This is a genomic window from Streptosporangium sp. NPDC051022 (genome assembly GCF_040683035.1).
GTDB lineage: Bacteria > Actinomycetota > Actinomycetes > Streptosporangiales > Streptosporangiaceae > Streptosporangium.
The window spans coordinates 1-25,657 of record NZ_JBFBCF010000025.1 but is presented as its reverse complement, the minus strand read 5'-3'; the positions used below and the strand labels follow the sequence as shown (position 1 = coordinate 25,657).

Annotated in this window: 21 protein-coding genes, 2 tRNA genes and 1 riboswitch; of the genes, 11 read left to right on the top strand and 12 right to left on the bottom strand. The window is 69.7% G+C overall.

All coding sequences use genetic code 11. The features are described from left to right. The first annotated feature begins 127 nt into the window (after nucleotides 1–127). Entirely contained in the window at nucleotides 128–1,429 is a 1,302-nt protein-coding gene (locus AB0N02_RS32545; RefSeq protein WP_363954224.1) for a site-2 protease family protein, read from the top strand. 90 nt (nucleotides 1,430–1,519) lie between these two features. Continuing rightward, nucleotides 1,520–2,050: a MarR family winged helix-turn-helix transcriptional regulator gene (locus AB0N02_RS32540; RefSeq protein ID WP_363954222.1), complete on the top strand. Its 531-nt coding sequence runs from the start codon at nucleotides 1,520–1,522 to the stop codon at nucleotides 2,048–2,050. On the opposite strand, the gene AB0N02_RS32535 is transcribed toward AB0N02_RS32540, so the two are convergent. The 5 genes from AB0N02_RS32535 to AB0N02_RS32515 form a co-directional block, all read right to left on the bottom strand. Further along, nucleotides 2,037–2,543 carry a DinB family protein gene (locus tag AB0N02_RS32535; protein ID WP_363954220.1) on the bottom strand — a complete coding sequence of 169 codons (507 nt, stop codon included), beginning with the start codon at nucleotides 2,541–2,543 and terminating at the stop codon, nucleotides 2,037–2,039. The two genes, AB0N02_RS32540 and AB0N02_RS32535, sit on opposite strands and share 14 nt — an antisense overlap. 227 nt (nucleotides 2,544–2,770) lie before the next feature. After that, a complete protein-coding gene (locus AB0N02_RS32530) occupies nucleotides 2,771–3,712 on the bottom strand; it encodes a hypothetical protein (RefSeq protein ID WP_363954218.1) in 942 nt (313 codons plus the stop codon). A gap of 35 nt (nucleotides 3,713–3,747) precedes the next feature. Continuing rightward, nucleotides 3,748–3,882: riboswitch (cyclic di-AMP (ydaO/yuaA leader) on the bottom strand. A 121-nt stretch (nucleotides 3,883–4,003) separates the two neighbouring features. Beyond that, nucleotides 4,004–4,804 (bottom strand): DeoR/GlpR family DNA-binding transcription regulator, encoded by an 801-nt coding sequence (locus AB0N02_RS32525; RefSeq protein ID WP_363954216.1) that lies wholly within the window; start codon nucleotides 4,802–4,804, stop codon nucleotides 4,004–4,006. A gap of 83 nt (nucleotides 4,805–4,887) precedes the next feature. Further along, on the bottom strand, nucleotides 4,888–5,484 hold the full coding sequence (locus AB0N02_RS32520) for an HD domain-containing protein (protein ID WP_363954214.1): 597 nt from the start codon (nucleotides 5,482–5,484) through the stop codon (nucleotides 4,888–4,890). Between the two features lie 260 nt (nucleotides 5,485–5,744). Continuing rightward, nucleotides 5,745–6,317, bottom strand: a complete 573-nt coding sequence (locus AB0N02_RS32515) for a TIGR03086 family metal-binding protein (RefSeq protein ID WP_363954212.1) — start codon at nucleotides 6,315–6,317, stop codon at nucleotides 5,745–5,747. A gap of 245 nt (nucleotides 6,318–6,562) precedes the next feature. On the opposite strand from AB0N02_RS32515, the gene AB0N02_RS32510 reads away from it, so the two are divergent. Next, the gene (locus tag AB0N02_RS32510; RefSeq protein ID WP_363954210.1) at nucleotides 6,563–7,618 is read left to right on the top strand and encodes an AI-2E family transporter; all 1,056 of its coding nucleotides are present in this window, start codon (nucleotides 6,563–6,565) and stop codon (nucleotides 7,616–7,618) included. 174 nt (nucleotides 7,619–7,792) lie between these two features. Further along, nucleotides 7,793–9,043: an NAD(P)/FAD-dependent oxidoreductase gene (locus AB0N02_RS32505; protein WP_363954208.1), complete on the top strand. Its 1,251-nt coding sequence runs from the start codon at nucleotides 7,793–7,795 to the stop codon at nucleotides 9,041–9,043. 61 nt (nucleotides 9,044–9,104) lie between these two features. Here the strand turns inward: AB0N02_RS32505 and AB0N02_RS32500 are convergent, their stop codons facing one another. The 4 genes from AB0N02_RS32500 to AB0N02_RS32485 form a co-directional block, all read right to left on the bottom strand. Continuing rightward, the gene (locus AB0N02_RS32500) at nucleotides 9,105–10,826 is read right to left on the bottom strand and encodes a SpoIIE family protein phosphatase (protein ID WP_363954206.1); all 1,722 of its coding nucleotides are present in this window, start codon (nucleotides 10,824–10,826) and stop codon (nucleotides 9,105–9,107) included. Continuing rightward, the gene (locus tag AB0N02_RS32495; protein WP_363954204.1) at nucleotides 10,823–10,990 is read right to left on the bottom strand and encodes a hypothetical protein; all 168 of its coding nucleotides are present in this window, start codon (nucleotides 10,988–10,990) and stop codon (nucleotides 10,823–10,825) included. The genes AB0N02_RS32500 and AB0N02_RS32495 overlap by 4 nt, the downstream gene beginning before the upstream one ends. 249 nt (nucleotides 10,991–11,239) lie before the next feature. Further along, entirely contained in the window at nucleotides 11,240–12,625 is a 1,386-nt protein-coding gene (locus tag AB0N02_RS32490; protein WP_363954202.1) for a TrpB-like pyridoxal phosphate-dependent enzyme, read from the bottom strand. A gap of 203 nt (nucleotides 12,626–12,828) precedes the next feature. Continuing rightward, nucleotides 12,829–12,902 (bottom strand) — tRNA-Pro (locus tag AB0N02_RS32485). An 89-nt stretch (nucleotides 12,903–12,991) separates the two neighbouring features. Between AB0N02_RS32485 and AB0N02_RS32480 the strand changes: the two genes are divergently transcribed. Next, a tRNA-Gly gene (locus AB0N02_RS32480) sits at nucleotides 12,992–13,062 on the top strand. 306 nt (nucleotides 13,063–13,368) lie between these two features. On the opposite strand, the gene AB0N02_RS32475 is transcribed toward AB0N02_RS32480, so the two are convergent. Next, the gene (locus AB0N02_RS32475; protein ID WP_363954200.1) at nucleotides 13,369–13,878 is read right to left on the bottom strand and encodes an ATP-binding protein; all 510 of its coding nucleotides are present in this window, start codon (nucleotides 13,876–13,878) and stop codon (nucleotides 13,369–13,371) included. Between the two features lie 243 nt (nucleotides 13,879–14,121). Here AB0N02_RS32475 and AB0N02_RS32470 point away from each other — a divergent pair, with 243 nt between their 5' ends. From AB0N02_RS32470 to clpX, 5 genes are all read left to right on the top strand, one after another. Next, the gene (locus tag AB0N02_RS32470) at nucleotides 14,122–14,988 is read left to right on the top strand and encodes a helix-turn-helix transcriptional regulator (protein ID WP_363954198.1); all 867 of its coding nucleotides are present in this window, start codon (nucleotides 14,122–14,124) and stop codon (nucleotides 14,986–14,988) included. A gap of 209 nt (nucleotides 14,989–15,197) precedes the next feature. Further along, nucleotides 15,198–16,619 carry a trigger factor gene (gene tig, locus AB0N02_RS32465; RefSeq protein ID WP_363954196.1) on the top strand — a complete coding sequence of 474 codons (1,422 nt, stop codon included), beginning with the start codon at nucleotides 15,198–15,200 and terminating at the stop codon, nucleotides 16,617–16,619. Between the two features lie 744 nt (nucleotides 16,620–17,363). Further along, entirely contained in the window at nucleotides 17,364–17,957 is a 594-nt protein-coding gene (locus AB0N02_RS32460) for an ATP-dependent Clp protease proteolytic subunit (protein ID WP_363954429.1), read from the top strand. Nucleotides 17,958–17,968: 11 nt separating this feature from the next. Further along, nucleotides 17,969–18,613: an ATP-dependent Clp protease proteolytic subunit gene (locus tag AB0N02_RS32455; protein WP_363954194.1), complete on the top strand. Its 645-nt coding sequence runs from the start codon at nucleotides 17,969–17,971 to the stop codon at nucleotides 18,611–18,613. 193 nt (nucleotides 18,614–18,806) lie between these two features. After that, nucleotides 18,807–20,087, top strand: coding sequence for an ATP-dependent Clp protease ATP-binding subunit ClpX (clpX, locus tag AB0N02_RS32450; protein ID WP_363954192.1), 1,281 nt, complete (start codon nucleotides 18,807–18,809; stop codon nucleotides 20,085–20,087). Nucleotides 20,088–20,192: 105 nt separating this feature from the next. Here clpX and AB0N02_RS32445 read toward each other — a convergent pair whose 3' ends face one another. Then, nucleotides 20,193–21,794, bottom strand: coding sequence for a TauD/TfdA family dioxygenase (locus AB0N02_RS32445; RefSeq protein WP_363954190.1), 1,602 nt, complete (start codon nucleotides 21,792–21,794; stop codon nucleotides 20,193–20,195). Further along, nucleotides 21,791–22,540, bottom strand: coding sequence for a GntR family transcriptional regulator (locus tag AB0N02_RS32440; RefSeq protein WP_363954188.1), 750 nt, complete (start codon nucleotides 22,538–22,540; stop codon nucleotides 21,791–21,793). The genes AB0N02_RS32445 and AB0N02_RS32440 overlap by 4 nt, the downstream gene beginning before the upstream one ends. A 90-nt stretch (nucleotides 22,541–22,630) precedes the next feature. Here AB0N02_RS32440 and AB0N02_RS32435 point away from each other — a divergent pair, with 90 nt between their 5' ends. Further along, entirely contained in the window at nucleotides 22,631–25,207 is a 2,577-nt protein-coding gene (locus AB0N02_RS32435; RefSeq protein ID WP_363954186.1) for a valine--tRNA ligase, read from the top strand. Nucleotides 25,208–25,657 lie beyond the last annotated feature (450 nt).

Here is a 25,657-nt window from a genome sequence, read left to right as displayed (position 1 = left end):
TTCGGTAAAGCCCGCGCAAGTGGCCGGATCGGGAAGGCCCGGCTCTCAGGGAGGCTGACCCCCGGGGAATTGGGCTAATCTCTTATGGGGCGTTGTCGACGGCTCCGCGACCGGGGGGTAGGAACCTATGAGCTGGCTCTTCGGGATCGCCGTCTTCTTCTTCGGGCTGATGGCGTCGATCGCGTTGCACGAGCTGGGTCACCTGGGGCCCGCCAAGCTGTTCGGCGTCAAGGTCACCCAGTACATGGTCGGCTTCGGCCCCACCATGTGGTCGCGCCGCAAGGGCGAGACCGAGTACGGCGTGAAGTGGATCCCGCTCGGCGGCTACATCCGGATGATCGGCATGCTCCCGCCCCGGGCGACCGACGCCCCAGGCAAGGTGCGCTCGACCTCCACGGGCCCCTGGCAGTCCCTGATCGAGAACGCCCGCGACGTGGCCCTCGAAGAGGTCAAGCCGGGCGACGAGAACCGGGTCTTCTACCGCAAGCCGTGGTGGCAGAAGGTCATCGTCATGGCCGGCGGCCCCGCGATGAACTTCGTGCTGGCGTTCGTGCTGTTCGCCGTCGTGCAGATGGGCTTCGGCGTCACCGTGCTGAAGAACCAGGTGTCGTCGGTTCCCGAGTGCGTCAAGACCACCGCCGAGTACGAGAAGAACCCCAAGTGCACCGAGACGGACCGGCCCAGCCCCGCCGCGGCGGCCGGGCTGAAGCCGGGTGACGTCATCGTGTCGGTGTCCGGCAGGCAGACCCCGACCTGGGACGCGGCGACGCGGGCCATCCGGAGCCACGGTGCGGGACCGGTCGCGATCGGGATCCAGCGGGACGGGCAGCCGATGACCCTGAACGCCACGCTCATCGCCCAGGACAGGGAGTCGCTGGACGAGCCGGGCAAGATCGAAAAGGGTGTCGGCTATCTGGGCGTCAGCCCCAGGACGGCCGTCGAGCGGCAGGACCTCGGGGCCGTGGTCACCCAGATGCGGGACCTCACCGCGGCGACCGCGGGCTCGCTGCTGCGCTTCCCCGAGAAGATGGTCGGCGTCTGGAACGCCGCCTTCTCCGGTGAGGAGCGCGACAAGAACGGCCCGATCGGCATCATCGGCGCGGGCCGCATCGGCGGGGAGATCGCGGCCTCCGCCGCCCCGCTGGAGAACAAGGTCTCCACCTTCATCAACCTCCTGGCGGGCTTCAACCTGGCGATCGGCCTGTTCAACCTGATCCCGCTGCTCCCGCTGGACGGCGGCCACATCGCGGGCGGCCTGTGGGAGGGGCTCAAGCGGGCCTTCGCCAGGGTGACCCGTCGTCCCGCACCCGGTCACGTGGACATCGCCAAGGCGCTTCCGCTGACCTACGCGATCGCCCTCGTGATGGTCGTCATGGCCGGCCTGCTGATGTACGCCGACCTGGTCAACCCGGTCCGCCTCGCCGGCTGAGCCCCGCGAACTCCGCGAACTCCGCGAACCCACGATGTGCGACGGCGTGCGGCGCCCGGCGGGGGCCGTACACGCCGATAGGGTTACGCCGTGAAGGACGGGACGCCGGGGGCGGCGATCGACGGGGCGCTGTTCCGGCTGCGCCGGATCTGGGCACGCCCGCTGCGCACGCGCAAGGCCGCCGACCCGCAGCGAGCGGTGCAGATGTCGAACGTGATGGTCGTGAACGCCGTGCACAGGCTGAGTCTCGACGTGTCCGAGGTGACCGTGGGAGCCGTCGCCGAGCAACTGGACGTCGACCCCTCGACCGCCAGCAGACTGGTCAACGACGCGATCGGCGCGGGGTTCGTGGCACGTGAGGAGTCCGAGGTCGACGCCAGACGGGCCAGGCTGGTGCTGAGCCCGCGAGGACGGCGGGTGCGCCAGGTGGTCGTCGACTCCCGGCGGACCTACCTGGACGGGCTGATCGCCGACTGGGACGAGGCGGACCGCGAGGTCTTGGCCCGGCTGCTCACCCGCTTCGCCGAGGCGGCCACGGCCAGGCCGCCGGACCTGGCCCACCTCGACCGGCTCATCGCCGAGGCGATCGAGGAGACCTCGGCGGGCACTACTCTCCCGTGACGCCGTCGACCCGCTCGCGGATGAGGTCGGCGTGGCCGTTGTGCCGGGCGTACTCCTCGATCATGTGCACGAGGATCCACCGCAGTGAGACGTCCTGCCCCCTGCGCTGCCGCCTGCCCAGGGTGTCCAGCGACAGTCCGGCGTAGAGCTCGCGGACGTCGTCGACCTCGGCGCGCCAGCAGGCCAGGGCCTCCTCGGCAGGGCAGGAGTCCAGCAGGTCGAAGTCGCCGTCGGGCTCCTGCTCGGTGTAGTAGAACGGCGGCGCCTCCTGGTCGTGGAGGACGTTGCGGAACCAGTGACGCTCGACCTCGGTCATGTGGCGGACCAGTCCCAGCAGGGACAGCCCGGAGGGCTTGACGGGACGCAGGACGAGCTGTTCCCGCGACAGCCCCGTGCACTTGAGCGCCAGGGTCTCCCGATGCCAGTCCAGCCACGCGTACAGCATGGCGGCCTCGTCGGCGATGAGCGGGGGAGCGACGCGGTCGTTTGTCATGGATCTCATCCTGGCCGCACGCGCGAACGCTGTCATACGGTTTTGCGCCCGGCCCGGCCCCGAACGGCCCTGAACGGCCCAGGAGGGGCGGGAGGGGGCGGGAGATCCTGGGACCTGCCGGGCCCCGGGCGGGCCGGAGGCCGGGAGCGGCCGGGGCGGGAGCCGGGACCGGCCGGGGATCCGGGGCGGGCCCCCGGCCGGGGCGGGCACGGGGCCCGCCGGAGGCCTCAGTACATCGAGATGTGGACGTGGTCGTAGTGGTTGGCGGTGATCCCGCCCCGGTCCGACATACCGCGCCAGCCCGAACCGGTGTCGATGCGCTGGCGCCAGATCACATACTTGACGCCGAGCCGGGCCTTGTTCTTTATGGCCCAGGCGGCTATCTCGTCGCCGAGCGCGACGTTCTCCGCCGAGGGCAGGGAACCGCCGGTGCTCATCATGAAGTCGCAGGCGCGGCCGAGGGGGTGCTCGCCGCCGTCGTTCTCCGCCCGGTAGCAGCCGACCTCGTGGGGAAGCTTGAAGGCCCGCCCGACGGCCTCGCGCATGATCCGGGTGCGGTCGGTGATGTTGTCCTCCCCGGTGGGGAGCTGGGGCGCCCAGCCGCCGTCGGTGAGGCGGCCCGAGCCCGTCGGAACGAGCCGGTCGAGCTTTTCCTGGATGCCGCGGATCATCTTCTCCGCTTCCTGGCGCTGGGCCTCCACCGTCCTGGCCTCCTGACCGATCCGTTCGGTGAGTACGGCCGCCTTGTCCGCGGCCTGTTTCATCAGATCCCGGCTGCGCGCGAAACCCTCCAGATAGGCGCTCTGCTGGGCGGTGAGCTGTTCCATGACGGCGGCGCCGCTCATGCTGGGGGCGAACAGCATCGTGGGCAGGTCGACGGGGCCGCTCTGGTAGCGGAGCTGGGCGATGGAGTCGACCCGCTTGCCGGCCTCGGCGTAGGCCTCCTCGGCCTTGCGCAGGTCCGCCTTGGCGGTCTCCTCGGCCTTCTGGGCCTTTCTCAGCGACTCCCGCTTGGCCGCGTAGGCCTCGATGAGCTTGTCGACCTTCTTGTTCAGCCGGGCCAGCTCCGCGCGGAGCTCGGGTTCGGCCGGCTTGGGCGCCGCGTTGCCCGCGGCCGCCGCGCTCAGGACGAAGGCGAGGACCGCGACCGCGCAGACGGTCAGGGTCATGTGACGTCGGAACGTGGGGGACAGAGCCGCCACAGCTCTCCTCTCCTCACGCCTACCGGGTTAGCTGACGGGTTCGGGCTGGAGAGAGCCCTTCCACCGAAGTGGTTCACCCCAAATGCGTGGGTCCCCGGCTCTCAGGCGAGGCGCCTGAGATTAGGCATATCGAACCTTTTGTCCGATGCGTGAGGATAGTAGTGGTAAAGCGGGGGGTAATGCGACCCCAAGTCGAGATAAAGTGGTGATCGTTTCGTGATAATCATGGGGAGGGGGTGCACGGTCCGCCCGCGCCTTTCAGCGCTCCGCTGTCCCGCTCTCCCGGTGGGGCTCGGCGACGATCAGCTCGCCCACCCGGGCGGCGATCTCCTCGCGGGCCTCCTCGGCGAGACCCGAGTCGGTGATCACAAGATGGGCCTCGGCCAGCCCGGCGATCGTGCTGATCCCGACGGTTCCCCATTTGGTGTGGTCGGCGGGAACCACCAGACGGCGGGCCGAGGCGATCAACCCCCGGTCGATCTCGGCCTCCAGCAGGTCGGGCGTGGTGAACCCGGCGCGGACGCTCATGCCGTGCACGCCCAGGAACAGGGTGTCCACGTGCAGCCCCCGGACGGCCGCCACGGCGATCGGGCCGACCAGCGCGTCCGAGGGGGTGCGCACGCCACCGGTCAGCACCACGGTGCGGTCGGCGCGGGGCGAGCGGTGGAAGACGTCGGCGACCCGGATCGAGTTGGTGATCACCGTCAGTTCGGGCACCTCCACCAGGAGATGGGCGAGCGTCCAGGTGGTCGTCCCCGCGGAGAGCGCGACGGCCGTGCCGGGCCGGACGAGCCCGGCCGCGTGCCGGGCGATCGCCTCCTTCTCCGCCCGCCGGCGCACCGGCCCGGCGGTGAACCCGGACTCCTCGGCCGGGCCGAGGCCCGTGGCGGTGGCCCCGCCGTGGACCTTCTCGATCAGCCCGCGCTCCGCCAGCGCCTCCAGGTCCCTGCGGATCGTCATGTCGGACACGCCGAACTCGCGGACCAGGTCGGCGACCCTGACCCCGCCGCTGCCGCGCACCCGCTCCACGATCACCTGTTGCCGCTGCTGAGCGAGCATCGACCCACTCCTCGATCCACCATGTTCCAGCAAATTGCCACAGAAAGCTTAGGGTCAAATGTTTGATCCCGGTGGGTTGCCGTTCACAGCCGCGCGAGCTCGGCGCCGATGTTCTCCCTCGCCCGGACCTCCAGATCGGCGATGTGGAAGATCACCGGAAGGTCGAGCAGGGAACGCAGCACGGCGGCCCTGCCCTCCAGGAAGGCCTCGTCGGGAACGAAGGAGTACTCCTCGCGCACCGAGGCCGCGTAGGCCGCGTACTCCTCCGGCGGGGAGGCCAGAATCGCCAGATCGGCGTCGCACAGCACCGCCCCGTCGGCGTCGCCCGGTTCGGGGGCGTGGGTCAGCGTCAGCCTGACCAGCCGGGCCACCGTGGCCACCTCCTCGGCGGGCAGTCCCAGCTCGGGCAGCGCGCGCTCGGCCAGCCGGGCGCTGCGCTCCTCGTTGTCGCCGCGCGTGGGATCGTAGACGGCGTCGTGGAACCAGGCCGCGAGCCGTACCAGATCCGGGGCGGCAGCATGGGCCGCCAGCGCGTCGACGTGGTCCAGCACGGCCCACAGATGTTCGGTCGTGTGGTATTTGCGGTGCGGCTCGCCGTACCGGGTGATCAACTCCCTGCCCAGGTGGTCCGCCTCGGTCCCGGCCAGGGACCGCCAGCGCTCCATCAGCTTCTCGCTCATGCGACCGAAGCCTAGAACGAACCGCCTTCCAGGCCCGCGCCCGCCGGTCCACCGCTCCACCGGTCCGTCGGGACGCTGCGGCCGTCGGGCAATCGTTCCCGGGCCTTGTACGGAGGCCCGAGGCGGAGGAACGTGGAAAGCGGGTCCCGCGGTTCCCGTGCGGACCTCGGGAAAGGGGTGGCCGACATGGGCAAACGAGCGCGCAAGAGCCGGGCCCGCAAGAAGCACCGGGCCAACCACGGCAAGCGGCCGACGGGGCGCTAGCCGCGACGGCCCCAGGAGGCGAGCAGCCGGGTCTGGGCGTCGGTGTCCGAGGACACCGGTTGCTGTTCTCCTATCACCCCGGCCTGGCGGTAACCGTTCTCCGCGCCCGCGAACCACGCCGCGCACGCCTCGACCAGTTCGGGGTCGAGGCGTTCGTCGGCGCCGATGGCACGGGCCAGGTCCCAGGTGTGGATGAGGGCGTCGGCGAACAACTCGGTGATGTACTCCCTGCCGGGCACGTCACCGAACGACAGGTGCGCCACACGGGTGAGCGCCCCCTCGTCGCTCGCCACCTGGACGGCCGCCACGGCCGAGGTGTCGAACGCCTTCAGCGGGTCGTCGCCGAGCAGGTCGCCGTCGAAGGCGTCGCCGATGTCAGCCACGGTGCGCCCGGAGAGCAGTTCTGGAGCCCAGAGATTCTCGCCGACCACGTGGTTGACCAGGGCGCGAACGTCCCAGTCCACGCAGGGGGTCGGGTTCTGCCACTGCTCCGGAGTGATCCTGTGCACGAGAGCGCCGAAGTCGTCCAGCGCACGGCGGTAGGCCTCGCGTACGTCGATGGTCATCATGCCCTCCCAGGTCCTCAATTCGACCGTAACCCCTGAGCGGCCGGTAGTCATCGCGCTCGAAGGGCATGACCGGCGTCGCGGGCGGTGCCCGCCGCGAGGGTTCATCCCACGGCCATTCCTGCGTCAGCCGGGGGCCACCGTGACGTGGTGCCGAGGTGACTTCCCGGCGGCTTCCGGGCGGCATCCGGGGCGGTGGCGCGGCGCGGTGGACGCCAGGGGTGAGCGCCTGGCGCCATAGTGTGACCATGGTGCGAGCGTCCGCGGGTGAGGGGTCGTCACGCGGCCTGAGGCTGCTGGTGGGGGCGGCGGCCGCGGTGGTCGCGCTGGCCGGAGTCAGGGCGGTCGCCGACATCGCGGGTCCCGCCTTCCTCGCGCTCACCCTCACCATCGCGGTGAGCCCGCTGCGCGTCTGGCTGCGCCGCCGCGGCGCCAGGACGTGGGTGCTGGTAGTGGTCCCGCTGCTGACGATCCTGCTGCTGCTCGTCGCCCTGCTCGGCTCGCTGGTCGTCTCGGTGGCGCGGCTCGTGGAACTGCTGCCGTCCTACGCCGACCGGTACCAGCGGCTGATCGACTCGGTCGCCCGGCAGATCGCGCACCTGGGCATCACCCAGGAGCAGGTCAGGACGGCGCTGAGCAAGCTGGACCCCGGCTCGCTGATCGCGCTGCTGCAGGGCTTCCTCGGCGGCCTGCTCAGCGTCGGCTCGGCGCTCGTCCTGCTCACGCTGCTGGTGTTCGGGATGAGTCTGGACGCGACCCCCGTACACGACGCGATCAGGTCGCTGGGCCCGCCCCACTCCGACCTGGTCGGCGCGCTGGGCGACTTCGCCAGGGGGACCTGCAGGTATCTGATCGTCTCCAGCGTCTTCGGGCTCATCGTGGCGGTGCTCGACGCCGTCGCCCTGTGGATCATGGGCGTGCCGCTGCCGCTGCTCTGGGGGTTGCTGGCCTTCATCACCAACTACATCCCCAACATCGGGTTCGTCGTCGGGCTCGTCCCGCCCACGCTGCTGGCGCTGCTGGACTCGGGGCCGGGCACGGCGGTCGCCGTGGTGGTCGTCTACTCGGTGCTGAACTTCGTCATCCAGTCGCTGATCCAGCCCAAGTACGCGGGGGAGTCGGCCGGCCTGTCGACCACCGTCACCATGCTGTCCCTGTTCGTGTGGGCCTACGTGCTCGGGCCCATCGGGGCGATCCTGGCGGTGCCGCTCAGCGCCTTCGCCCGCGCACTGCTGATCGACTCCGACCGGCGGACCCGCTGGGCCGTTCCGCTGATCGCCGGCCACCCGTCGGGCCGCCGGTAGGCGGGCGGCCGTACCCGCGGGTCACCCCGGCTCGTGAACGATCGCCCCTATCCCGCCGGGAGCGGCACTTCACACGAATCCTTGCCGCGGGACGGGCAGGGCCCCCGATCGCCGCCGGGTCCTTCCGGCGGAAGCGGCACCCCACCCGCGGCCGATCCGGCCGATAGTGAGGGTATGACGAACTCGCGAGTGGCGATCATCGGCGGTGGCATCGGCGGGCTCTGCCTCGCGCAGGGACTGCGTGGCGCGGGCGTGGACGTGGCGGTCTACGAGCGCGACCGCACCCCGGCGGACCGGCTCCAGGGGTACCGCATCCACATCGACTCCGGCGGCGCCCGCGCGCTCCACGAATGCCTGCCGCGGCCACTGTGGGAGGAGTTCCTGGCGACCTCCCGCAGGAGCGGGAACGACTTCGGCTTCCTCACCGAGAAGATGGACCGGCTGCTGCTGCTCGAGACCCCGCGGGCGCCCGACCCGCTGGACGGCCACCACTCCGTCAGCCGGATCGCCCTCCGCCGGGTGCTGCTGACCGGCCTCTCGGACGTCGTCCGGTTCGGCAGGACCTACGAGCGCTACACCCGTGACCCCGACGGCACCGTCACCCTGCACTTCGCCGACGGGACGGCCGAGACCGCGGACATCCTGGTGGCCGCGGACGGCGGCAACTCACGGGTCAGGCGGCAGTACCTCCCGCACGCCAGGCGGATCGACACCGGCGTCGTCACGGTCGCCGGGAAGTTCCCGCTCACCGACGCCACCCGCGACCTGGTCCGGCCCCGGCTGTGGCGGGGGCCGAACATGATCATCCCGCCCAGGGGATGCGGCATGTTCACCGCCCCCCAGGACTTCGGCGGCCCGCTCCCGCCCCCGGGCGCCGGGCGCGCCGAGCAGGAGGACGCGCTGGTCGACGACACCGGCAGCTACGTCATGTGGGTCTTCGGCGCGGCGAACGGCCGCTTCCCCGGCGGCCTGCCCGGCATGACCGGCGAGGAGCTCAGGGAGACCGTGGCCCGGATGATCGCCGGCTGGCACCCCGACCTGCGGCGGCTGGTCACCGCGTCCGCCCCGGATACGGTCTCCCTGCTGCCGATCCGGACCTCGGTTCCGATCGACCCCTGGCCCGCCACGAACATCACCCTGCTCGGAGACGCCGTCCACAGCATGACCCCGATGCGCGGCATCGGAGCCAACGTCGCCCTCCGCGACGCCCAGCTGCTCACCCACGCGCTGAGCGGCGAGGATCCCGTCGCGGCCATCGCGCGCTACGAGGCCGGGATGCGCGAGTACGGCTTCGCCGCCGTGCGCAGATCGCTCATGGCGGCCCGGCAGTTCGTCGACGACAACCGGCTGGCCAGGGCCGCCTTCAGAACCGCGCTCCGCGCGGCCCAGCGCTTTCCCGCCCTCAGGCGCAGAGCCCTGTCCTGACCCCGCCCGGCACGCGGAGGCGGCCCCCGGACCCCTGTGTCCCGGGGGCACGTCCGGGTCCTCAAGGCAACTGCTGCTCCACCCAGACGACCTTGCCCTTCGGGGTGATGCGGGAGCCCCAGCGGTGGGCGAGCCAGTTGACGATGAAGAGCCCACGCCCCGAGTCGTCCTCGCTGCCCGCCTCACGCATGGCCGGAAGCGCCGAGGAACGGTCGGTCACCTCGCACACCAGCGTCGGGCCGCGCAGCAGCCGCAGCTCGACGCTGCCCGAGCCGTGCTCGACGGCGTTGGTCACCAGCTCGCTGATCATGAGCTCGACGGTGTCGGCGACCGCCTCCAGCCGCCAGGCGGTGAGTGTGGCGCGGACGAAGGCGCGGGCCTGCGCCGGAGAGCGGCGGTCGGAGGGGAGCAGGAGGTCGACGACGTCGTCCTGGCCCAGCTCACGCACCCTGGCCAGCAGGAGCGCGATGTCGTCGCGTTCGTGTCCCGGGCGCTGCGCGCCGATCGTGAGGTCGCAGAGCTCCTCCAGATCCTGGAGGCGGCCGGCCAGCAGGTCGCGCACCATGCCGATGCCCTGGTCGATGTCCCGCTCGCGGCTCTCCACCAGGCCGTCGGTGTAGAAGGCGAGCATCGAGTCGTGCGGCAGCACCAGCTCACGCATCTCGAAGGGGTCGTTGCCGATGCCCAGGGGGACACCGGACGGCAGCTCCAGCAGCTCGGTCTCGCCGCCGGGCCGTACGATGATGGGGGGCACGTGCCCGGCGGAGGCGATCGCGCAGGCCCGGGTGACCGGGTCGTAGGTGGCGTACACGCAGGTCGCGATCTGGGTGGCGTCCAGGTCCTGGCTCATCCGGTTGAGCCGGAACAGCACCTCGGCGGGATCGAGGTCGAGGCTGGCCAGCGTTCTGGCGGCCGTACGGAGCTGGCCCATCGTGGCGGCCGCCCTGATGCCGTGTCCCATCACGTCGCCGACCACGAGGGCGACCCGGCAGCCGGGCAGCGGGATCACGTCGTACCAGTCGCCGCCGACCCCGACCAGGTCGCTCGCGGGCAGGTAGCGGGAGGCGATCGTCATGCCCAGCGGCTGGTAGAGGTCGGCGGGCAGCAGGCTGCTCTGCAGGGTCAGCGCGGTACGGCGCTCGCGGTTGTAGAGCCGGGCGTTGTCGAGGCAGACCGCGGTCCTGGCCGCCAGTTCCTCGGCGAGGTTCACGTCCTGGTCGTCGAAGGGCTCGCTGTCCGGCTTGCGGGTGAAGATGACGAAACCGAGCACCCGGCCGCGGGCCTTCAGCGGGACCACCAGGAACGAGCTGTCCTCCAGCACCCGGGCGACCGACTCGCGCTTGCGGAAGCGCCCGATCTCCTCGGAGGTCCTGCGGCCCAGGCGGGGGTAGAGGATCGGGTTGCCGGTGGCCATGCACCTGGCGTAGGGCGTCCACGCCGCGTAGCTGGTGACCTCGTCCACGGGGAAGGCGTCGGCGTAGTCACCGGGGTCGGCGCTGGAGACCCCGACCGAGATCCGCCGCACCGGAGCCGAGCCGTCGATGCTGCGCTGCGGGAACTCCCCCTCGGCCACCAGCCGGTCCTGCACCAGGATGCCCGCCGCGTCCGCGAAACGCGGCACGGCGACGTCCATCAGCTCCCTGCCGGTCTCGAACATGTCCAGCGTGCTGCCGATCCGCTTGCTCGCCGCGTTGAGCAGCGAGAGCTGTTCGTGCATGGTGGCCGGACTGCTCATCCGCGGCGCCGAGGCCGTCGGGTCCTTGACGACGAAACGGCGGTTCACTCGCTCCACCGCTGGTTCGGGAGCAGGTGTTCACGGGCGGCGAGCAGCGGATCCGTGGTGTTCACGTGGCCGCCGTGACAACGGGGGACCGCCGGGCCCGAGCCGCCCGGGTGGCCGGGGTGGCCACTCGTGCGGCCGTTGATGACGTTGTCGGGCCCCGTCACGTTCCCCTCCGGTCGACTTGACTACCGTTCATGGAGAATCGTAAAGAACGATCTACGTCCGGGATCCGGGTTTGGCATAGATTTCTTGATATTTCTCCGCAGCGTAAGCCTGGTCTCCAACGGCTTCCCGCGTCAAGCCGATGCCCCTCTTCCGTTATCCCGGCGCCTCGCACGCCCTGGCGGCGCCGCGGCGGAAGAGGGGGCCCGGCTTCCCGCCGGTGTCCGCGCGATGTGGTCGCGCGATGCGGCCTACGGCCCGGACGGCCCGGACGGATCGGCTGCCCCGGGCAGGCCGGTCAGCGCCGCGTCGATCCGCTCACGGGGCAGCGCGAAGTCCTCCAGCAGCCCGGACAGGTGCCGGTCGTAGGCGTTCAGGTCGAAGTGGCCGTGTCCGCACAGCGCGGTCAGCAGGACCTTCGGCTCGCCGCTCTCCTTGCACCGCAGCGCCTCGGCGACGGTCTCGGCCAGCGCGTGGGCGGGCTCGGGCGCGGGGAGGATCCCCTCGGCCCTCGCGAAGCGCACGGCCGCCTCGAAACACTCGCTCTGCCTCTTGGCCACCGCCTCGAACATGCCCAGCTCGTACAGATGTGACAGCAACGGGGACATGCCGTGGTAGCGCAGGCCGCCCGCGTGAATCGGGTCGGGCACGAAATCGTGGCCGAGCGTGTGCATCTTCAGCAGCGGGGTGAGCCCGGCGGTGTCGCCGAAGTCGTAGGCGTAGGCGCCCCGGGTGAGCGATGGGCAGGCCTCGGGCTCCACCGCCCGGATCACCGGATCGATCCTCCCGGCCAGCTTCTCGCGGAGGAACGGGAAGGTCAGCCCGGCGAAGTTGGAGCCGCCGCCGGTGCAGCCCACGATCACGTCCGGCGTCTCCCCGAACGCGGCCAGCTGCTCCAATGCCTCCTCGCCGATCACGGTCTGGTGCAGCAGCACGTGGTTCAGCACGCTGCCGAGCGCGTAACGGGTGTCGGGCGCCGCGCCGGCCACCTCGACGGCCTCGCTGATCGCGATGCCGAGGCTGCCCGGTGATCCGGGGTCCTCGGCCAGGATCCTCCTGCCGGCCCCGGTCATCTGGGACGGGCTCGCGTGCACGGTCGCGCCGTACACCCGCATCAGGCTCGCGCGGTGCGGTTTCTGGTCGTAGGAGGCGCGGACCATCCAGACCTCGCACTCGAGGCCGTACTGCGCGCACGCGAACGCCAGCGCCGAGCCCCACTGGCCGGCACCCGTCTCCGTGGTGAGCCGCCTGACCCCCTCCCGCGCGTTGTAGTAGGCCTGCGGGACGGCGGTGTTCGACTTGTGCGAGCCGGAGGGGGAGCCGCCCTCGTACTTGTAGTAGATCCTCGCGGGGGTGCCGAGGGCGCGTTCCAGTCTCCGGGCGCGGACCAGCGGGGTGGGCCGCCAGAGCCGGTAGACGTCACGGACGCCCGCCGGGATCGGTACGAACCGGTCGGCGCCGGTCTCCTGGGCGATCAGCTCCATCGGGAACAGCGGCGCGAGGTCGTCCGGCCCGACAGGCCGCAACGTGCCCGGATGCAGGGGCGGCGGTGGGGGCAGGGGCAGGTCGGCCACGATGTTGTACCAGTTGCGCGGGATGCAGGACTCGTCGAGCAGGACACGGGTGGCTTCGTTCACGTGCGCCTCCACGGATCGGTTTCCCCAAGTGTCGGCCCCATCACCGTCCGTGGTCCATCCCCGGGATCTCCCGCCCCGCCGCCCGGCCGCGTGTTCGCGCGCCGTCGTTCCCGGCCCGTCGTCCCGGTCCTCGTCCGGATCACCCGGAAAACGGACGAGGCCGTCTCCGGATGCCGGAGACGGCCTCTACCTCGTACGTCGCGTCGGGGTGACAGGATTTGAACCTGCGGCCCCCTGCTCCCAAAGCAGGTGCGCTACCAAACTGCGCCACACCCCGGTCCGTCGGGTGCGCGCACGCTCCAGAACTCCGGTACGATTACGCCCTGACGACCGGATGAAGTCTAGACCAGACTGACACCGGCTCGCGCGGACGTAGCTCAATGGTAGAGCCCCAGTCTTCCAAACTGGCTACGCGGGTTCGATTCCCGTCGTCCGCTCAGATCATGGAAGGCCAGGTCACCCGGGTTCGGGTGGCCTGGCCTTCCTGCTGTCCTGCTGTCGGAAAACTTTGCGATCTTTCGTGCCCGTGGCGTGCCCGACGCGGACATCGGCTCTTCGGGGCCCGTCCCGTCGGCCGCAGTGAGTGTGTCGTCGGCGTGCCGGGGCGTCGAACCCGGCGGCACCCGGGCAGGCAGGTCGCGACCCCTTACCGGGGTTCCCTCACGGGGACGGCGAGACGGGGACGACGAGGGCGTGCGGGCCCCGCGCCGGTTCGCGATCGGCGGCCAGGGGCGTGGGGAGGGTCAGGAGGCGCCGCTGAAAAGGGCCCAGACGGCCTTGCCGCCGCGGTTGAGGTGGTCCCAGCCCCAGCACTTGCTGTAGGTCTCCACGATGTAGAGGCCGCGGCCGTTCTCGGAGATGAAGTCGGGCTCCTTGGGGGTGGGGACCTCGTCGCTGGGGTCGGCCACGGCCAGGAGCACGTGGGGGGACATGTGCAGCAGCACCAGGGTGATCGGGTTGGTCTCGATCCGGCTCGGCGGGCACAGTGCGTAACGGACCGCGTTCGTCACCAGTTCCGAAACCACCAGCGCCGCGTCATCGCTCAGCTCGGCCAGTCCCCAGTCGCTCAGTGTGGATCTGGTCACATCCCTGGCGGTCTTCACGGAGTCGGCCTGCCGGGGCAGCGGGCACGCCGTGGCCCCGGAGTGACCGGCCGCCAGGAGCTCGTCGAAGCTGACCGCGCGGGTCGTCCGCAGGTAGCCGGCAGCCGAATGCGGCTCCTCCACCATCCTGCCGGTACCTCCCGCTGTCATCGTGAGTCTCCGTGCGAGTTGTGAGTTTTAAGAGCTAGTGCACCATAAGCCCAATATGCACTAGGCCATCATGGGTCACGGGCACGTCCGCTGCAAGACCCAAATGCACGTGCAGTTGCAATGTGCAGCTGTATTAACGGTCATCATGAGAGGTTGGCGAATCGGACACGGAGTTGAGACCTTGTCACGACGGCCGGAAGTGGTGACACTGTGTGCGCTGGCCCAAGTACAGAGGGAGGCGAAGTGACGCAGGTTCAACCGGGCTCGGGTCCCACAGCTCTGCGTATTCTCTTGGGCTCCCAACTGCGCCGGCTTCGCGAGGCCAAGGGCCTGTCGCGAGAGGAGGCGGGCCACCTCATCAGGGGCTCCGAATCCAAGATCAGCAGGATGGAGCTCGGCAGGGTCGGCCTGCGGGAGCGCGACGTCGCGGACCTGCTCACCTTCTACGGGGTGGAGGACGAGGAGGCGCGGGCCGCGATCATGGACCTGCTGCTCAGGGCGAACGAACCGGGCTGGTGGCACCGGTTCAACGACCTGCTGCCCTCCTGGTTCCAGACCTACGTCGGCCTCGAGGAGGCGGCCTCCCGGATCCGCACCTACGAGGTGCAGTTCGTGCCGGGCCTGCTCCAGACGAAGGAGTACGCCCGGGCCGTCATCACCGCGGGAAGTGCGGGCATCGCCCCCGAGGAGATCGCACGCCGCGTCGACCTGCGGATGCAGCGCCAGCAGGTCCTCGAACGTCCCGATGGACCGTTCTTCTGGGCGGTCATCGACGAGGCCGCGCTCCGGCGTCCCATCGGCGGCGCGGAGGTGACGCGGGCGCAGCTGGAGCATCTGCTCGACCTCATGCGCCAGCCGAACATCACGATTCAGATCATGCCGTTCAGCTTCGGCGGTCACAGCGCGGAGGGCGGGGCCTTCAGCGTGCTGCGTTTCCAGGACAGCGAGCTTCCCGACGTGGTCTACGTCGAGCAGCTGGCCAGCGCCCTCTACCTCGACAAGCGCGAAGAGGTCGACCGCTACAGCGAGGTCATGGAGCGGTTGTGCGCGGTGAGCACCACTCCGGGGGAGACGACCGACATTCTGCGGCGAATCATCAAGGAGAACTGAACAAGCACCGGTCGCCCCGAGGTGTGGCTCTGCCCTAGACTGGCCAGCGGCGCTGGACACCCGCCACAGTGGAGCATGCCCTAATCTCGCATGTCGCGACGGCTGTGCCCGGATGCCGCTCATGTGGGCGCGGCGCGCGAGCTTACCGCGGTAGCCGTACGACTTGACGCGCCCGCGATCACTCGAAGCTTGATCAAGGAGACCACCCCGTGAAGACCGCTGTCGAGGAGCTCAGCCCGACCCGGGTCAAGCTCACTGTCGAGGTGCCGTTCGAGGAGCTCGGCGAGAGCCTGCAGGCGGCGTACAAGAAGGTCGCGCAGCAGGTGCGCGTCCCCGGCTTCCGCCCCGGCAAGGTTCCGGCCCGGATCATCGAGCAGCGCTTCGGCCGCGCGGTGGTCCTGGAGGAGACCCTCAACGACGCGGTGCCGAAGCTGTACGGCCAGGCCGTCGACGAGAGCGACATCTTCCCGGTCAGCCAGCCGGAGATCGAGGTCACCAAGATCGACGACGGCGAGCAGGTCGAGTTCACCGCCGAGGTGGACGTCCGCCCGAACTTCGACGTCCCCGACTACGAGGGCATCGAGGTCACCGTCCCGGTCGCCGCGGTGTCCGACGAGGACGTCGACGCCCAGCTGGACGGCCTGCGCCAGCGTTTCGCGACGCTGACCGGTGTCGAGCGCCCCGCCGCCAACGGCGACTACGTCGTGATGGACCTGGCCGCCTCGATCGACGGTGTGAACATCGAGGAGCAGCAGGCCGGCGACGTCTCCTACGAGGTCGGCGCCGGTTCGGTGCTGCAGGGCCTGGACGACGCGCTGGCCGGCATGTCCGCCGGTGACGTCAAGGAGTTCACCACCAGCCTGGTCGGCGGTCAGAACGCCGGCGAGGAGGCCGTGGTCACCATCACGATCAAGAGCGTCAAGGAGAAGGTCCTCCCCGAGCTGGACGACGAGTTCGCCCAGCTGGCCAGCGAGTTCGACACCCTCGACGAGCTGAAGGACAGCATCCGCGAGCAGGCCCGCCGCAACAAGCTGATCGAGCAGGTCATCCAGGCCCGGGAGAACGCCCTGGACGCCCTCCTCGACAAGATCGACATCCCGATCCCGGACAGCGCGTTCAAGGCCGAGGTCGACAACCGCAAGCACAACCTCGAGCACCAGATCGCCGACAGTGGCCTGAGCAAGGAGGCGTACTTCCGCCTCTACCAGACCACCGAGGAGGAGCGCCACGCCGAGTTCGACGCGAGCGCCGTCAAGGCGATCAAGACCGGCTTCGTGCTCGACAAGATCGTCAAGGCCGAGGAGCTCGGCGTCAGCGAGCAGGAGCTGACCGACTTCGTGGTGCGCCGCGCCATGCAGATGAACGTCGCCCCCAACACGCTCGCCAAGCACCTGGCCGACAACGACCAGCTCACGCTGGCGATGGTCGAGATCGTCCGTGACAAGGCCAAGAGCGTCGTGGGCGACGCGGCCAAGGTCGTCGACGAGGACGGCCAGGAGGTCGACCTCAAGGCCATCTACACCGAGATCAACGGCCAGCCGCCCGTCGAGGAGCCCGCCAAGGGTGAGGCCTCCGCGGAGGAGCCCGCCGAGGCCGACGAGACCGAGAAGGCCGACGAGACCGAGAAGTAGGCCTCGCCGCGACACACGACGCCTCCGCCGTGCCCGGCACGGTGGAGGCGTCGTCCTTTCCGCGTCCTTTCCAGGTCCTTTCCACCGCGAGAACCCCCCGCGTCCCGCCACGACGGTCCCCGAGACCTGCCGCGAGGGCCCGGGACGGTCCGCAGGAGCCCGCGGGGGTCGTCACGGGGCGGTTCCGGGTGCCCTGAACGGGCGCCGGGAGCGAGGGGCGGGCGAGGGCGGCCCACGGGACGGTGCGCGCCGGGCCGTGGACCCGAGGCGGGGCCGCCGCGCCCTCAAGAGGCGGGGCCGGTGCGAAAGCCCGCCGTCACGCTCTTCCCGGTCTTCCCCTTGCCGGATGAGGCGCCCGTCCGGGCCGATCGGCCCGGAGGACTGGGAGTTCCGGTCCCCCCGATCCCGCAGTCTCCGAAAATACCGGAAAAGATCTGGGAAAGGCCTGGTCAGGCGTCCGTCTCCGACGCCTTGCGGCCCCTTCCGGTGCCGTCTCGGCGGTGCGGCGGGCGCCGACACGCCGAGCGGAGCGGAAATCGCCGAGGGGGCGCCCGGCCCGGTGACAGGGGCCGGAGCGCGGCGGGGAGCATGCGCCGTCAGCGAACAGCACGTGGAGGGGGCATGTCCGGTAGGCGGCGCGCGTTAAGGTCACAAGCAAAGCCAATCGATTACGACGCATCGGAAGGTGACGCTGTGACCAGCCCGCCGACCTTCTACCAGCCGACCGGCTCCGGGCCCGAGTCGATGAGCCAGTCGAACGGCTCGTTCAGGCTCGAAGACCAGCTCTATCAGCGGCTGCTGCGTGAGCGCATCATCGTGCTGGGCACCCAGGTCAACGACGAGATCGCCAACCGAATCTGCGCCGAGCTGCTTCTGCTCGCCGCGGACGATTCCGACAGGGACATCTGGCTCTACATCAACTCGCCTGGCGGATCGGTGACCGCCGGTATGGCGATTTACGACATGATGGAATATGTACCTAACGATGTGTGCACGGTCGCGATGGGCCTGGCCGCTTCCATGGGTCAGTTCCTTCTCTGCGCCGGTGAGAAGGGCAAGCGTTACGCCCTGCCGCACGCCCGCATCATGATGCACCAGCCGTCCGGAGGCATCGGCGGTACCGCCGCCGACATCGCCATCCAGGCGGAGCAGATGCTCTACGTCAAGAAGACTCTTGCGGAGCGCATCGCATTCCACACGGGCCAGCCGCTCGATCTGATCGAGGCCGACTCCGACCGGGACCGCTGGTTCACGGCCGACGAGGCCAAGGACTACGGGTTCATCGACCAGGTCGTCCGCAGCGCTCGGCAGGTGCCCTCCACGGGCGCCGTCTCCTGAAGGGGCAAAAGGTGAGTGAGTTGATCCGGCCGGGAGACATCAACGGCCGTTACGTTCTTCCCTCCTTCGTCGAGCGCACGTCGTACGGCGTGAAGGAGATGAACCCGTACAACAAGCTGTTCGAGGACCGCATCATCTTCCTCGGCGTGCAGGTGGACGACGCTTCGGCCAACGACGTCATGGCGCAGTTGCTGACGCTGGAGTCGCTCGACCCCGACCGCGACATCAGCATCTACATCAACTCGCCGGGCGGCTCGTTCACCGCCATGATGGCGATCTACGACACGATGCAGTTCGTCCGGCCGGAGATCCAGACGGTCTGCCTCGGTCAGGCGGCCTCGGCCGCGGCGATCCTGCTGGCCGGCGGCACGCCGGGCAAGCGGTTCGCCCTGCCGAACGCCCGTATGCTGATCCACCAGCCCTCGACCGAGGGCGGTGGCCAGGGAAGCGACATCGAGATCCAGGCGCGCGAGATCCTGCGGATGCGCTCGCAGATGGAGACGATCCTGGCTCGGCACTCGGGCAAGACCGCCGCCGACGTCCGCAAGGACATCGAGCGCGACAAGATCCTCGACGCCGAGGAGGCGAAGGCGTACGGGCTGATCGACGACATCATTCCGTCGCGCAAGAAGCTCGCCAAGGCCATAGCCTCTTAATGAGGCCTATCGCACCGGAACGGTGCCCAATTGGGCACCTTCCGGTGCGACTCGCCGCTAGGGGGCTCACTGAGGGCTCAGAAGACGGTAACGTCGAAACCTGAGCGGGATGACTTTTCGTACCGGGTATCGGGCCGGTCGGAAGAAACGGACCGCGACAGCCAGGGCGGTCCCACGCAAAGGAGTATCTGGGGTGGCACGCATCGGCGACGGGGGAGACCTGCTGAAGTGCTCTTTCTGTGGGAAGAGCCAGAAGCAAGTCAAGAAGCTCATCGCCGGACCCGGCGTATACATCTGCGATGAGTGCATCGATCTCTGCAACGAGATCATCGAAGAGGAGCTCAGCGAGTCCTCCGAGCTCAAGTGGGACAGTCTGCCGAAGCCGAGGGAGATCTACGAGTTCCTCGACGCCTACGTCATCGGTCAGGACCAGGCGAAGAAGGCGCTCTCGGTGGCGGTCTACAACCACTACAAGCGGGTGCAGTCCGGCGAGCGCGGGCGTGACGACGGCATCGAACTGTCCAAGTCCAACATCCTGCTGCTGGGCCCGACCGGTTCCGGCAAGACACTGCTCGCCCAGACGTTGGCGAAGATGCTGAACGTGCCGTTCGCCATCGCCGACGCCACCGCCCTGACGGAGGCGGGCTATGTGGGCGAGGACGTCGAGAACATACTGCTCAAGCTGATCCAGGCCGCCGACTACGACGTCAAGAAGGCCGAGACCGGCATCATCTACATCGACGAGGTCGACAAGATCGCTCGGAAGAGCGAGAACCCCTCGATCACTCGCGACGTCTCCGGCGAGGGCGTGCAGCAGGCCCTGCTGAAGATCCTGGAGGGCACCACCGCGAGTGTGCCGCCCCAGGGCGGGCGCAAGCACCCCCACCAGGAGTTCATCCAGATCGACACCACCAACGTGCTGTTCATCTGCGGTGGGGCCTTCGCGGGCCTGGAGAAGATCATCGAGTCCCGGATCGGCCGGAAGGGCATCGGGTTCAACGCCATCATCCGTTCCAAGGACGACATCGACGCCTCCGACATCTTCGGGGACGTCATGCCCGAGGACCTGCTGAAGTTCGGCATGATCCCCGAGTTCGTCGGCCGCCTCCCGGTCATCACGAGCGTGCACAACCTCGACCGCGACGCGCTCATCCAGATCCTCACCGAGCCGCGCAACGCTCTGATCAAGCAGTACCGCCGGCTGTTCGAGCTGGACAACGTCGAGCTCGAGTTCACCGACGACGCGCTGGAGGCCATCGCCGACCAGGCGATCCTGCGGGGCACCGGAGCCCGGGGGCTGCGCGCCATCCTGGAGGAGGTCCTGCTGTCGGTGATGTACGAGGTGCCCTCCCGGCAGGACGTGGCGCGCGTCGTCATCGCCCGGGAGTCGGTGCTGGAGCACGTCAACCCGACGCTCGTGCCCCGTGACCAGCTGAACAAGCAGCAGCGCACGCCGCGCGAGAAGTCCGCCTAGATCGATCCGTACGACGACGCCCCCGCGGAGGAGACCCGCGGGGGCGTCGCCGTTCTCCGGGTGTGGCAGGGAAGGCCACGGGGGAGGTCGCCCCCGCCGGATTTCCTACCGCACCAGCCGGTGCAGCAGCGCCGCGTACTCGTCGAAGCCCGCGACCACCCGCCCCGGCTCCTTGGCCTCGTCGTCCCAGCGGCGCAGCCGCACCGCGTCCCGCGCGTACGGCTCGGCCTCGAACCCGGCCACCTCCTCGGCCCCCATCGGCCCGCCCTGCACGCCGAGCGTGTAGCGCGAGGCCTCCGACAGCAGGTCGTAATAGGAGCTCTCCACCGCGCAGAGATAACGTTTGGCCGCCACGTGCAGCCGGACCGGCTCGGTGACCTCGGGACCGAACCACCGCCCGAGCCAGTCGGCGCCGACGTGGCTGTGCCGGTTGTCCGTGCCGCCCATCAGGTCGTGCCCGGTGATCTCCCCGGTGAAGTGCCCGACGTCGTGCAGCAGCGCCGCGGCCACCAGTCCCGGCGCGGCCCCGTCCCGTACCGCGCACGCCGCGGTCTGGAGCATGTGCGCGGCCTGGGTGACCTCCTCGCCGAGATAGTCGGCCGCGCCGGGCCCCTCGAACAGCTCCCGCAGGTGCTCGACGACGGCCTGCCGGCGCCGGAGCACGGCCAGGTTCCCGGCCAGACCGTCCAGGTCCGCGTAGCAGCCCTGCAGGTGGCGCTCCCCGGTCTCGGCGAAACCGGTCCTGGCGTGCAGGATCCGGGTGTTGTCGAAGACCACGCAGTCGCCGGGGCCCAGCCGGACGTTCACCTGGAGCCCGGGCCTGGCGAGGATCTCCGCGAACGCGCGGTAGGCGGCGTAGAAGGCCTCCGTCCGCTCGTACGGCAGCCGCACCGGCCGCAACGACCGGTTGTTGAACCTCACCTCGCGGATCCTGCCGAGCGGATCCAGTCCGATCATGGGGCGGGTCGCGGTCAGCTCGGTGTTCGCGTCGCCGTACCGGAAGGTGACCGGGGTGCGGGCCAGCAGTTCGAACGCGGCCGGATCCTCCGCGCGCAGCAGCGCGGCCGCGTGGAAGCCGTCGACGAACCCGGACTCGCCTCCCGCCACGGCGTTGGACAGGCAGTGCAGCAGCTGCACCGTCGGGACCGGGTCGCGGTAGGGGTTGTCGGTGTGCGGGCCGATCGGCAGTCCGGTGAAGGCCAGGTTCACCGGCGTGGCCTCGACCCGCACGTCGAACAGCCTGCCGTAGTTGGTCTCCCTGACGTAGCCGAGGACAGCGGCGACCTCCAGCACCCTCCCCGGCTCCGCGGGCACCCCGCGCAGCAGCACGAACCCGGTGTGCAGCACCGTGTCGAGACATTCCAGCAGGTGAGAGGGGTCGGAGAGGCAGCGGGACCAGCTTCCCTCCGGCGGGGGGAGAACGGCCCACAGCCGCTTGGCGTCCTCGGCCCGGTCGTCGGGGACGGTGCCGTCCAGCGCGTGGGCGGCCAGCCACGCGGGGTCGAACCGGACGACGTGGCCGTCGCTGAAGGTCACCGTGGTGCCGTCGATCTCGACGACCTCGATCCGCGGGTCCAGGTCCGTGACGCCGAACAGCTTCTGGTCGTTGCGGGGGTCACGGCACTCGGGGCAGGGGCAGTTGTCACGCAACCAGACGGCGGGAAACGCCGAGGGGGACGGTGAGGTGATGGGGGAGGCGGTTTTCATGCCGAGGTCTCCTTGGCGGAGGAACGGATGAGGGTGTTGGCCTGCACCGAGTTGTGCACGGTGAAGGCGACGGCGTCGCCGAGGTAGCGGTCGTCCGACCACTCCAGCGGCCGGTTCTCGGGATCGGTGGTACGGCGCAGCTCGCGCAGCAGCGGAGTGCGGGGACGGACGCCGAGCAGCCGGGCGTCCTCGGTTTCGGCGGGGATCGCGCTGACGGTGTGCTCGGCATGGGCGAACAGCACGCCCAGCTCCTCCAACCGGGCGGTGATGGACTCGTTGTCGGCGTCGATCCCGCCGATGAGGGCGCCGACCCGTTCGACATAGGCGGTGCGCTCGATCATCACGGGCCGCCCGGACAGCAGCCTGAGCCGGGTCAGATGGTAGATCCGCGCGCCGGGGTCGAGATCGAGGCGCTCCGCCTCCAGGTCCGTCGGCTCGCGCCGGACCAGCGAGATGACCCGGCCGCCCGGCACCTCGCCGACCGACGCCGCCCACTGGGAGAAGCTGTGCAGCTGGCTGAAGCTCTGCACCAGCGCCGGTTGCAGGACCAGCCGGCGGGTGCCCTTGCGCGAGGAGATCAGCCCGTCGGCGGCCAGCACCGTGAACGCCTGCCGGACGGTCCCCCGCGAGGCGCCGTGGAGCCGCGCCAGATCGCTCTCCGACGGCAGCCGTGAGCCGGGCGGATAGGTCCCGTCCGAGATGCCGGCTCGCAGCTCGTCGGCAAGTCGCCGATAAAGGGATGACATGTATGGATAAGTTAGAAGGTGTATATACACCTTGGCAAGTGCCGGGACTTGGGGACATCGACTACCCGGACGTCTCTAGAATTGGACACCGTGACGACGCCAGAGCTGCCTACCCAGTACACCCCCGCCGACGTGGAGACCCGGAGCTACGAGCGCTGGGTGTCCGAGGGTTACTTCACCGCCGAACCGAGCAGCGAGCGCGAGCCGTACAGCATCGTCCTACCCCCGCCGAACGTAACCGGCGTCCTGCACATCGGCCACGCCCTCGACCACTCGATCCAGGACGCGCTGACCCGCCGGGCCCGCATGCGAGGCCAGGAGACGCTCTGGCTGCCGGGCATGGACCACGCGGGCATCGCCACCCAGAACGTCGTCGAGCGTGAGATCGGCAAGGACGGCCTGTCCCGTCACGACCTCGGCCGCGAGGCCTTCGTCGAGCGCGTCTGGCAGTGGAAGGAGGAGTCCGGCGGCCGGATCCTCGGTCAGATGAAGAAACTCGGCGACGGCGTCGACTGGTCACGCGAACGCTTCACCATGGACCCGGGGCTGTCCCGCGCCGTCCAGACCATCTTCAAGAGGCTCTTCGACGACGGCCTCATCTACCGCGCCGAGCGCATCATCAACTGGTGCCCCCGCTGCCTGACCGCGCTGTCGGACATCGAGGTCGAGCACAGCGAGGACGAGGGCGAGCTCGTCTCGATCCGCTACGGCTCGGGCGAGGACGAGATCATCGTCGCCACGACCCGCGCCGAGACCATGCTCGGTGACACCGCGGTCGCCGTGCACCCCTCGGACGAGCGCTACGCGCACCTCGTCGGCAGGGAGGTGGAGCTTCCGCTCACCGGGCGCCGCATCCCGGTGGTCGCGGACGAGCACGTCGACCCCGCCTTCGGCACCGGAGCGGTCAAGGTCACCCCCGCGCACGACCCGAACGACTTCGAGATCGGCCGTCGCCATTCGCTGCCCTCCCTCACCGTCATGGACGAGCGCGGCGTGATCACCGCGCACGGCCCGTTCCAGGGACTCGACCGCTTCGAGGCCCGGCCCGCAGTGGTGGCCGCGCTGCGCCAGGAAGGCCGGATCGTCGCCGAGAAGCGGCCCTACCTCCACTCCGTCGGCCACTGCTCGCGCTGCAAGACCGTGGTCGAGCCGAGGCTCTCGCTCCAGTGGTTCGTCAACGTCTCCCCGCTGGCCAAGGCCGCCGGTGACGCGGTCCGCGACGGACGGACGAAGATCCACCCGCCGGAGCTGGCCAAGCGCTACTTCGACTGGGTCGACGACATGCACGACTGGTGCATCTCCCGGCAGCTGTGGTGGGGCCACCGGATCCCGGTCTGGTACGGCCCGGAGGGCGAGGTCGTCTGCGTCGGCCCCGACGAGGAGCCGCCCGCCGGTTACGTCCAGGACCCGGACGTCCTCGACACCTGGTTCTCCTCGGGGCTGTGGCCGTTCTCGACGCTCGGCTGGCCAGACAAGACCCCGGAACTGGCCAAGTTCTACCCGACCTCCGTCCTGGTCACCGGGTACGACATCCTGTTCTTCTGGGTGGCCCGGATGATGATGTTCGGCCTTTACGCGATGGACGGCCGTCCCCCGTTCCGGACCGTGGCGCTGCACGGCATGGTCCGCGACCAGTACGGCAAGAAGATGTCCAAGTCGTTCGGCAACGTGGTCGACCCGCTCGACTGGGTCGAGCGCTTCGGCGCCGACGCCACCCGCTTCACGCTCCTGCGGGGGGCCAACCCCGGCTCCGACGTGGCGATCAGCGAGGAGTGGGCGGGAGGATCCCGCAACTTCTGCAACAAGATCTGGAACGCCACCCGCTTCGCGCTCATGAACGGCGCCACGGTGGGCGAGCTGCCGGTCGAGGAGCTGACCGCGGCCGACCGCTGGATCCTCTCCCGGCTCCAGGAGGTCGTCGGCTCGATCGACGCGGCCTTCGAGGAGTTCGAGTTCGCCAAGATCTCCGACCTGCTCTACCACTTCGCCTGGGACGAGGTCTGCGACTGGTACGTCGAGCTGGCCAAGATCCAGATCGCCTCCGGCCAGGAGCACACCCGGCTAGTGCTGGGACACGTCCTCGACGCGCTGCTCCGGCTGCTGCACCCGCTGGTTCCGTTCGTCACCGAGGAGCTGTGGCGAGCGGTCACCGGAGGGACGTCGATCGTGGTCGCTCCCTGGCCGGTGGTCCAGGAGTCGTTGCGCGACACCTCCGCGGAGGAGGAGATCCTCGCCCTCCAGGGCCTGGTCACCGAGATCCGCAGGTTCCGTTCCGACCAGGGCCTGAAGCCCGGCCAGCGGGTCGCCGCGCGGCTCTCACTCACCGGTACGGCCCTCGCCCCGCACGAGGGCGCGATCAGGTCGCTGCTCAGGCTCGACCAGCCTGAGGAGTCGTTCGCCGCGACCGCCCGTCTCGACGTGGGCGGGATTCTGGTGGAGATCGACACCGCGGGCACGATCGACGTGGCCGCCGAACGCAAGCGCCTGGAGAAGGATCTCGCGGTGGCGCGCAAGGAGGCCGCCCAGGTGGCAGCCAAGCTGGGCAACGAGCAGTTCATGTCGAAGGCGCCCGATGACGTGGTGGCCAAGGTGCGCGCCCGCGCGGCCCAGGCCGACCAGGACATCGCCCGTTTGGAGGCTCAGCTCGCCGCGCTGCCGGCCGGCTGAGGACGCGGTTCGCACGGGAGCCCGGGGTCTGCTGATCCCGGGCTCCTACGTTTGGGGGCCGCTGACCTAGGGAAGACCTAGTTGTTACCGGCAAGTGGGTCATGAGAGCCCGGACGGGCTGCTAGAGTTCTTCAAGCGGGACGAGCTCCCGCACACCCCTCCAAAAGATCACTGCAGATCTGGCCCGTTCGTCCGATTGGACACGAGCTGAATGTCAGAGTAAGTTGGAAGGGTTGCTCCGGAGACGGGGCAGGCTAGACTCCTGGTGGGTCCGGCGGGTTTGGTCAAGTTGAAGCGAAAGCGACAGTTTGACACGAACCAGGCGGACCTGATAGGATAGCAACACGGAAGTGTGCGCCCCGGAAGCTCCGGCCGGTTGGTCGGGTGGATGGTGAACGCGTCCGTTTCTTGAGAACTCAACAGTGTGTTAAAAGCCAGTGCATGAAGCAC